The 6,393-nt window shown below is 54.1% G+C and carries 7 protein-coding genes; 2 read left to right on the forward strand and 5 right to left on the reverse strand.

Annotated features, from left to right (window positions below; translation table 11 throughout):
• Positions 1–16 precede the first annotated feature (16 nt).
• The 4 genes from pstB to HGBM_RS18190 all read right to left on the reverse strand — a co-directional run bounded on the left by pstB (position 17) and on the right by HGBM_RS18190 (position 3,694).
• Positions 17–844: a phosphate ABC transporter ATP-binding protein PstB gene (pstB, locus tag HGBM_RS18175; RefSeq protein ID WP_081590247.1), complete on the reverse strand. Its 828-nt coding sequence runs from the start codon at positions 842–844 to the stop codon at positions 17–19.
• A complete protein-coding gene (gene pstA, locus HGBM_RS18180; RefSeq protein WP_019122512.1) occupies positions 796–1,686 on the reverse strand; it encodes a phosphate ABC transporter permease PstA in 891 nt (296 codons plus the stop codon). Before pstA ends, pstB begins: the two co-directional genes overlap by 49 nt.
• Entirely contained in the window at positions 1,683–2,585 is a 903-nt protein-coding gene (gene pstC, locus HGBM_RS18185) for a phosphate ABC transporter permease subunit PstC (protein ID WP_051029731.1), read from the reverse strand. Before pstC ends, pstA begins: the two co-directional genes overlap by 4 nt.
• Before the next feature lie 176 nt (positions 2,586–2,761).
• Complete coding sequence (locus HGBM_RS18190; protein WP_019122514.1) at positions 2,762–3,694, reverse strand: phosphate ABC transporter substrate-binding protein PstS family protein; 933 nt, start codon at positions 3,692–3,694, stop codon at positions 2,762–2,764.
• 198 nt (positions 3,695–3,892) lie between these two features.
• On the opposite strand from HGBM_RS18190, the gene HGBM_RS18195 reads away from it, so the two are divergent.
• Together HGBM_RS18195 and HGBM_RS18200 are read left to right on the forward strand one after the other, a co-directional pair.
• On the forward strand, positions 3,893–4,234 hold the full coding sequence (locus HGBM_RS18195) for a YmaF family protein (RefSeq protein WP_019122515.1): 342 nt from the start codon (positions 3,893–3,895) through the stop codon (positions 4,232–4,234).
• A gap of 93 nt (positions 4,235–4,327) precedes the next feature.
• On the forward strand, positions 4,328–5,533 hold the full coding sequence (locus tag HGBM_RS18200; RefSeq protein ID WP_019122516.1) for a chromate transporter: 1,206 nt from the start codon (positions 4,328–4,330) through the stop codon (positions 5,531–5,533).
• Between the two features lie 66 nt (positions 5,534–5,599).
• Here HGBM_RS18200 and HGBM_RS18205 read toward each other — a convergent pair whose 3' ends face one another.
• Entirely contained in the window at positions 5,600–6,262 is a 663-nt protein-coding gene (locus HGBM_RS18205) for a GntR family transcriptional regulator (RefSeq protein WP_019122517.1), read from the reverse strand.
• Positions 6,263–6,393: the final 131 nt, after the last annotated feature.

Genomic DNA, 6,393 nt, shown 5'->3' on the forward strand with positions numbered 1-6,393 from the left:
ACGCCGCTCATTCTCCTTATCCAAAACGGCCGTTGATATAATCCTCGGTTTGCTGGCATTCGGGCTGTGAAAATATCTTCTCGGTTCGGTCCATCTCCACCAGTTCACCCATCAGGAAAAAGGCCGTATAGTCGGAGATGCGGGCGGCCTGCTGCATGTTGTGCGTGACGATCACGACCGTATACTCCGCCTTCAACTCCACGATCAACTCTTCGATCTTCTTGGTAGAGATCGGGTCGAGTGCAGACGCCGGTTCATCCAGCAGCAGGACGGACGGACGGAGCGCAATCGCACGGGCTATGCAGAGTCTTTGCTGCTGGCCCCCGGACAGAGAGAGCGCTGATTGATGCAGCCTGTCTTTCACTTCGTCCCATAACGCTGCCTTGCGCAAGCTCTCCTCGACGATCTCGTCAAGCTTCTTCTTCTCCCGGATTCCGTGCAGGCGGGGCGCGAAGGCAATATTGTCGTAAATCGATTTTTGAAACGGATTGGGCCGCTGAAACACCATGCCCACGGACTTGCGCAGCCCTTCTATATTGATTTTCTCGTCAGTGATGTCAATGCCCTCGATCGTGATTTTCCCTGTCACCCGGCAGGCGGGGATCAGGTCATTCATCCGGTTGAGACTGCGCAAAAATGTAGACTTTCCGCACCCGGACGGACCGATAAAGGCTGTGACGGCATTCCGCTCAATCTCCATCCCGATATTGGACACCGCTTGGCGTTCCCCGTAGTACACCGACAACTGCTCCGTCCTGATAATCACATTGTCTGCCTGTTTCATTTGCTTCCTCCTTACGCTTCTCCGGATGTCATGCGTCGGAATACCCATCTGCTCAACCATCTGGCGCATACGTTAAACATCAGTACCGTTATCACGAGTATCGCCGCAGAACCGTCTGCAACAGCCCGGGCATCAGGAACCATCCCCTCGCTGTTCACCTTCCAGATATGAACAGCCAGAGTCTCCGCCGGCCGGAATGGATTGAGCGGCGAAGCGGGGCTGCTGAGGTCGAAATTGGAAAACACCAGATCTGGCGAAGACATACCCGCCGTAAAGAGCAGGGCAGCAGCCTCGCCAAACACGCGCCCCGAGGCCAGAATCGCTCCCGTGACGATACCGGGAACCGCTGCCGGCAGGATGACCGATACGATCGTCCGCCACTTGGTCACGCCCAGCGCAAGACTGGCTTCTTTCTGATCCTGGGGGACGGCGCGGATGGCATCCTCGGTCACGCGGACCAAAAGCGGCAGATTGAAAACTGTCAGCGCCAGCGCACCGGACAGGATCGAATAGCCCCAGCCGGTCATTTGGACAAACACGACCAGTCCAAACAAGCCGACGACAATCGAGGGGAGCGACGACAACACTTCCATACTGAGACGGATAAACCGGGTAAACCGGTTGTCCGGCGCATATTCCGACATGTAAATGCCCGCCCCGAGACCCAGCGGCAGGGCGATCAACATGGTAAGGACCAGGAGGTACAGAGAATTGAACAACTGCGGTCCGACTCCGCCGCCTGCTTTGACGATCTCGGGCGGCGAACTGATAAAGTCCCAATTCAGCTTGTGCAATCCCTTCGACAGGATGAAACCGACCAGCCCGAGCAAGAGGCCGATGATCAGCACCGCAAACAAGGTTAACACCGCCGTAGCGAGGCGGTCCTGCACTCTTGCCCTCATTTCACCAACTTCTTTCTGCCTAGGATGCGAATCACCAGGATGAAGAAAAACGACATGCAAAGCAGCAGCAGCGCCATCGACCACAAGGCGTTGTGATAAGGCGTTCCCGGTATCGTATTGCCCATATTGAGGGTAATGCCGCTGGTCAGCGTGCTGATCGGCCCGAGCAGACTGGATGGCAGATTCGTCGTGTTCCCGATTACCATCTGAACGGCCAGCGCCTCCCCAAAAGCGCGCGCCATGCCCAGTACTACAGCCGTCAGGCAGCCGGGCAGCGCACTTTGCAAAACGATGTGCCAGATAGTTTGCCAACGGGTGGCGCCCAGCGCCAGCGAAGCGTTCCGAACATCCTGCGGGACTGCCGCAATCGCATCTGTGGCGACACTGGTTACGGTAGGCAGGATCATCACGGCGAGTACGATCCCGCCGGCGAGCAGACTAAATCCCAATATGTCAAATTGGGCCCGCAATAGAGGAACAAGCAGAGTCAATCCGACGTAGCCGTAGACCACGGATGGAATGCCTACAAGCAGTTCAATGACAGGCTTCAGCACTTTTTTGCCGAATGACGGTGCGATCTCGGTCATGTAAATCGCCGTTCCGATGCCGAGCGGGGCGGCAATGCAGGCGGCGATCACCGTAACTGCGAACGACCCCAGGAGAAACGGCAGAACCCCGAAACTCGCCGGCTCCCCTTCCGGATCCCAGAGGCGGCCCAGCAAAAAGTCAGCGACACTGACTTTATTGATGAAAAAGGTCGCAAGCCCTTTTGAAGCGATAAAATAGGTAATCGACAAAGTCATGACGATCAACAAGGCGGCACAAACCCTGGTAATGACCTTGCCGGAGGCGTTTTCGATGAGCTGTTTTCGATTGTGCGTCAATAATCTGTGCCGCATGTCTGATTGGGACGAGGCGTGATCGCGAACCTGCCGCCCGGACCGCTCTGATTTGGGCAGAACGGCTCCCTCTACTGTTGGATACTCCATCTCTAACCTACCTTTCCTCATATAAGCTCAGGTTTTAGGGAAGCAGAAGGGAGGGGTACATATACCCCTCTCATCAAAATGCTGTTTTATTTTTTCGTAACATTGCCGTTGGCGTCACGTTCTACCTTCATCTCTGTGGCGGGGATGAAGCCCAGCTTGGTTACGACGTTCTTCTGTACTTCATCGCTCATGATATACTCGAGAAATGCTTTGGTATTGCCGGTCGGTTCCCCTTTGGTGTACATGTGTTCATACGCCCAGACGGGATACTCATTGGTTACGATCGTCTCCGGCTTCGCTTCAACGCCGTCGAGCTTCAGCGCCTTTACGGAATCATCGAGGTACGATAGAGCCAGGTAACCGACAGCTCCCGGTGTTTCAGCAATAATTTTGCGAACGGTACCAGACGAGTCTTCCGTAATGCCCTCTGCTTCGTCTTTTCCGTCAAGTGCAAATTTTACGAAGGTAGCTCGCGTGCCGGAGCTTTTCGGGCGATTGACAAGCGTGATTTTTTGGTCAGCGCCGCCTACGTCCTTCCAGTTGGTTATCTTTCCTGTAAAGATATCGATTAATTGCTGTTTGGTCAGATTGTCGACACCCACTCCAGGGTTAGCCACGGCTGCCATGCCGACCACGCTTACTTTGTGATCCACTAACTCTGCTGCCGGAACCCCTTGCTTCTCTTCGGCAAAAATGTCGGAGTTGCCGATCGTTGCCGCCCCGGTAGCTACCTGACTCAGACCTGTTCCGCTTCCTCCGCCTTGCACCTGGATTTGAACGCCGGGATTCTGTGCCATAAAGTCTTTTGCTGCTTGTTCAGCTAGTGGTTGAAGCGCAGTAGATCCGACGGCGAGAATAGGTGTGTTGTCTGCAGCTGCAGGCTGTTCGGAAGTCGCGGCAGGCGGAGTGCTTTGATTGTTGTCGCTACTCTGGGATGTCGGAGCAGCGCTTTGGCCGCAGCCCGTCAGCAGCAATCCCGCCGTCAACATTCCTGCAAAAATCGATAATAGCTTTTTCAAGGAAATAGCCCCCTGTTCGCAAAATGTTGTTTCTCTTTACGATTATCATCATACTGCAGAGGCATGAAGCAGAGATTAAGCTATTATTAAGCGATTGTTAAGATTTTGGACGGTACAATAGTCCAAACACCCATGTCAGGATTCCCCGGCCATGTATATGCTGACAGTGATTACATCCTAGCCAAAGGGGAGACTTGCATGGGCAGCAGGCACAAGCACGAGGTTGAGTTTGTAAACTGGTATCATCGAAACTCTCTTCACATCCACGATTACGCCACCAGAACGGCCGTGAATTTCGGGCATCGGCACTGGATGGGCGGAGACACTGCCCCCGCCGACGGAGGAATCAATCACGTTCATTTCTACGAGGGGACCACTTCCTATGACGATGGGCACGTCCACCACTTTCGCGGCTGCACCGGCCCAGCCATACCTCTGCCGGACGGCTCGCACTACCATGATTTTGCCGGGGAAACATCGTACGACAGAGGGCATTCGCACTACTACCAAGGTCGAACCAGTCCAGCGATCGAATATTAATGAAACGATCCGGACAGGATCGTTTTTCTTTATTATAGAAGTTATAGGGGAGCTGGTCTGTTGTGACGATGGTACATAAAGGAGAGATGCTGGATGGCGGGAAGCAAGCAGCTTGCCCGGCGCGAAGCCGGAAGCAGGCGTAGTGGGGTGCTGGAGGTGTTGCGAGTTTCGTTTAAGCTGGGACTTACTTCTTTCGGCGGACCCGCAGCCCACCTTGGCTATTTTTATGAAGAGTATGTAAGAAAAAGAAAATGGATAGATGAAAGGAGTTACGCAGACCTGGTCGCCCTGTGTCAGTTTCTGCCGGGGCCGGCAAGCAGTCAGGTGGGCATTGGGATCGGGGTCATCCGGGCCGGAGTACTTGGAGGAATTGCGGCATGGCTGGGCTTTACACTTCCTTCCTTGATTGCCTTAACCTTATTTGCCCTGTTGATCAAAGGCTTTGATATCAGCGGCGCGGGCTGGATTCACGGACTAAAAATGGTCGCCGTGGCCATTGTCGCCCAAGCCGTGTGGGGAATGGGACAAAAACTGGCGCCTGATCGGACGCGTGCCAGCATCGCTGTCGTTACGGCAGGCATTACTTTGATCTGGCAATCGGTGGCGAGCCAGGTTTTACTCATTGCTGCAGCTGGAGTACTTGGTTTTTGGCTGTACAGAAGTGCCCCGCACCCGCACGCTCCGTCGCTGCATGTATCCGTCAGCCGCAGGGCGGCAGCGGGTTGTTTGGCGCTATTTTTTGCCTTGTTGATCGGTTTGCCTATCCTGCGTCAGGTCACGCAGCTGGAGTGGGTTGCCGTGTCAGACAGTTTCTACCGTACAGGCTCACTGGTGTTCGGAGGCGGCCATGTGGTGCTGCCGCTGCTGGAGAGGGAAGCAGTTCCGACCGGCTGGGTGGACAAGCAGGATTTTCTGGCCGGTTACGGCGCCGCTCAGGCCGTCCCTGGACCGCTGTTTACTTTCGCCGGGTATGTGGGAGCCGTTTGGGGCGGGGTATTTGGCGCAGCGCTTGCTACAGCAGCCATCTTTTTGCCGGCGTTTTTGCTTGTTCTCGGGGCGCTGCCCTTCTGGAACTCCTTGCGCAGCAGTCCGAAGGCGCAGGGGGCGATGACCGGGATTAACGCAGCCGTCGTCGGCATCCTGCTGGCCGCTTTGTATCAACCGCTTTGGACCACTTCCATTCTCGCGCCGCTTGATTTTGCCTTTGCATCTGTTCTGTTTGTCATGCTGGCGTTCTGGAAGGCGCCCCCGTGGATTGTCGTGGCAGCAGGTGCCTTAGGCGGCGCACTGTTGTGGTAACGAAATGTTCGCCGGCAGGGGCAGGCAAGTGATACCGGGGGAGACGTCGGCATTTTTGCCATGGAATCAGGCATAGTCACTGAGGATATCCCGTTTTACCTCCTCAATGTGCTGCTCCATTAAGCTCCTGGCTTTGTCTATCTCCGCGTGAAACATCGCGGTGATAATTTTTTTGTGCAGCTCCACTGCGCGAAACGGCCTGTCCAGGTTTGTCGTCATCATGATGCCAAATCTCTTGATTTGCAGTTCCAGCGAATCCATGATGGAGATCAACCGGTTGTTATGTGAATAGCTGATCAAGGTTCGATGCAGGTTTCGGTCGGAGAGAAAAAAGGGTTCGATATTTCCGTTTTCCAGCTCGGTTTCGACCTGTCTGGCCTCTTCCAGCAGCCATTCATACCGGTCTTTGGGGATATGCGGCGCGGCTAATTGGACGGCGGCAGCTTCCAAAGGCTTTCGCACATCGTAGATGTCTTCTATATCCTTTTTGCTTGGTGTGCTGACAAAAGTGCCGGAGCGCGGCCTGACCTCAATCAAATTATCGTGCTTTAACCTGTTCAACGCATCGCGCAGCGGGGTGCGGCTGACCCCCAAATCCGCCATTAATTCATCGTAATCAATCCGCGAACCGGGTTTTAACTGATTCTGCACGATTTGGTCGCGCAGATACAGGTAAACCCGGTCATTCAAATTCAGATTGTCGAAGGTAGGAGTTTTGAGCAATCTCATCTGTCCTTTGCATCTTATTATTTAATATCTAATATATCAGATGTATTTTGAACTATTCTACAAATTTCTTGAGATCTGCGTCTTTCCAACTATCAAAACACATATGACCATGGTCGGGTATGGAATTTAAG

The sequence above is a fragment of the Brevibacillus massiliensis genome (genome assembly GCF_000311785.1).
GTDB classification, from domain to species: domain Bacteria; phylum Bacillota; class Bacilli; order Brevibacillales; family Brevibacillaceae; genus Brevibacillus_C; species Brevibacillus_C massiliensis.

Excerpts from the sequence above, each read along its gene's own strand:
- pstB (WP_081590247.1), bottom strand. The coding sequence starts at position 844 with ATGGTTGAGCAGATGGGTATTCCGACGCATGACATCCGGAGAAGCGTA.
- pstA (WP_019122512.1), bottom strand. The coding sequence starts at position 1,686 with ATGAGGGCAAGAGTGCAGGACCGCCTCGCTACGGCGGTGTTAACCTTG.
- pstC (WP_051029731.1), bottom strand. The coding sequence starts at position 2,585 with ATGCGGCACAGATTATTGACGCACAATCGAAAACAGCTCATCGAAAAC.
- HGBM_RS18195 (WP_019122515.1), top strand. The coding sequence starts at position 3,893 with ATGGGCAGCAGGCACAAGCACGAGGTTGAGTTTGTAAACTGGTATCAT.
- HGBM_RS18200 (WP_019122516.1), top strand. The coding sequence starts at position 4,328 with ATGGCGGGAAGCAAGCAGCTTGCCCGGCGCGAAGCCGGAAGCAGGCGT.
- HGBM_RS18205 (WP_019122517.1), bottom strand. The coding sequence starts at position 6,262 with ATGAGATTGCTCAAAACTCCTACCTTCGACAATCTGAATTTGAATGAC.